The 1,820-nt window shown below is 58.0% G+C and carries 1 rRNA gene (running past one end of the window); it reads right to left on the bottom strand.

The features are described from left to right. Window positions 1-67: 67 nt before the first annotated feature. A 23S ribosomal RNA gene (locus G5C62_RS25775) occupies window positions 68-1,820 on the bottom strand (it continues 1,379 nt past the right edge of the window).

Raw genomic sequence — 1,820 nt, 5'->3', positions numbered from 1 at the left:
GGTTCCGTACCTTCAGAGCTGCACAGTGGACGCGACATTGTCTTGCAAAAATGGGCTGGATGAGTATGTGGTCAAGCCCTCGGCCTATTAGTACCGGTCAGCTCCACGACTTGCGCCGCTTCCACTTCCGGCCTATCAACCCGCTGGTCTGGGCGGGGGCCTTACCCGGTTGACCCGGTGAGAGACCTCATCTCGAAGCGAGCTTCCCGCTTAGATGCTTTCAGCGGTTATCCCTGCCGAACGTAGCCAACCAGCAGTGCTCCTGGCGGAACAACTGGCACACCAGAGGTTCGTCCGTCCCGGTCCTCTCGTACTAGGGACAGCTCTTCTCAAGTCTCTTACGCGCGCGGCGGATAGGGACCGAACTGTCTCACGACGTTCTAAACCCAGCTCGCGTGCCGCTTTAATGGGCGAACAGCCCAACCCTTGGGACCTACTCCAGCCCCAGGATGCGACGAGCCGACATCGAGGTGCCAAACCATCCCGTCGATATGGACTCTTGGGGAAGATCAGCCTGTTATCCCCGGGGTACCTTTTATCCGTTGAGCGACACCGCTTCCACATGCCGGTGCCGGGTCACTAGTCCCAGCTTTCGCTCCTGCTCGACCCGTCGGTCTCGCAGTCAAGCTCCCTTGTGCACTTGCACTCGACACCTGATTGCCAACCAGGCTGAGGGAACCTTTGGGCGCCTCCGTTACATTTTGGGAGGCAACCGCCCCAGTTAAACTACCCACCTGACACTGTCCCTGATCCGGATCACGGACCGAGGTTAGACATCCAATTCGACCAGAGTGGTATTTCAACGATGACTCCACGAACACTGGCGTGCCCGCTTCACAGTCTCCCACCTATCCTACACAAGCCGAACCGAACACCAATATCAAGCTATAGTGAAGGTCCCGGGGTCTTTCCGTCCTGCCGCGCGTAACGAGCATCTTTACTCGTAGTGCAATTTCGCCGAGCCTGTGGTTGAGACAGCTGAGAAGTCGTTACGCCATTCGTGCAGGTCGGAACTTACCCGACAAGGAATTTCGCTACCTTAGGATGGTTATAGTTACCACCGCCGTTTACTGGCGCTTGAGTTCTGAGCTTCGCCCCGAAGGACTAACCCGTCCCCTTAACGTTCCAGCACCGGGCAGGCGTCAGTCCGTATACATCGTCTTTCGACTTCGCACGGACCTGTGTTTTTAGTAAACAGTCGCTTCTCACTGGTCTCTGCGGCCACCCACCGCTGCCCCGCGCAAGGCGGTTCACAGCAGATGGCCCCCCTTCTCCCGAAGTTACGGGGGCATTTTGCCGAGTTCCTTAACCACAGTTCGCTCGATCGCCTTGGTATTCTCTACCTGACCACCTGAGTTGGTTTGGGGTACGGGCCGCTAAGAACTCGCTAGAGGCTTTTCTCGGCAGCATAGGATCATCCAATTCGCCTCATTCGGCTATGCGTCGGGCCTCACCCTGTGTGCGATGCGGATTTACCTACATCGCGGGCCACACCCTTGCACCGGTACTACCACTCACCGGTAGGACTACCTTCCTGCGTCACCCCATCGCTTGCCTACTACCAGTCCGGGTCCCACGCTCCACTCGATCAGCCCCGAAGGGCAGTCACGAGCTTCGGATGGTTAGCATCGCTGGGTTCAGCATGGGCGTTCTTTCGCGGGTACGGGAATATCAACCCGTTGTCCATCGACTACGCCTGTCGGCCTCGCCTTAGGTCCCGACTCACCCTGGGCGGATTAGCCTGGCCCAGGAACCCTTGGTCATCCGGCGGGGGAGTTTCTCACTCCCCTTTCGCTACTCATGCCTGCATTCTCACTCGT

The sequence above is a fragment of the Modestobacter sp. KNN46-3 genome (assembly GCF_011039295.1).
Note: the sequence above shows the minus strand (reverse complement) of the source record. Positions and strands in the feature narration are given on the sequence as shown.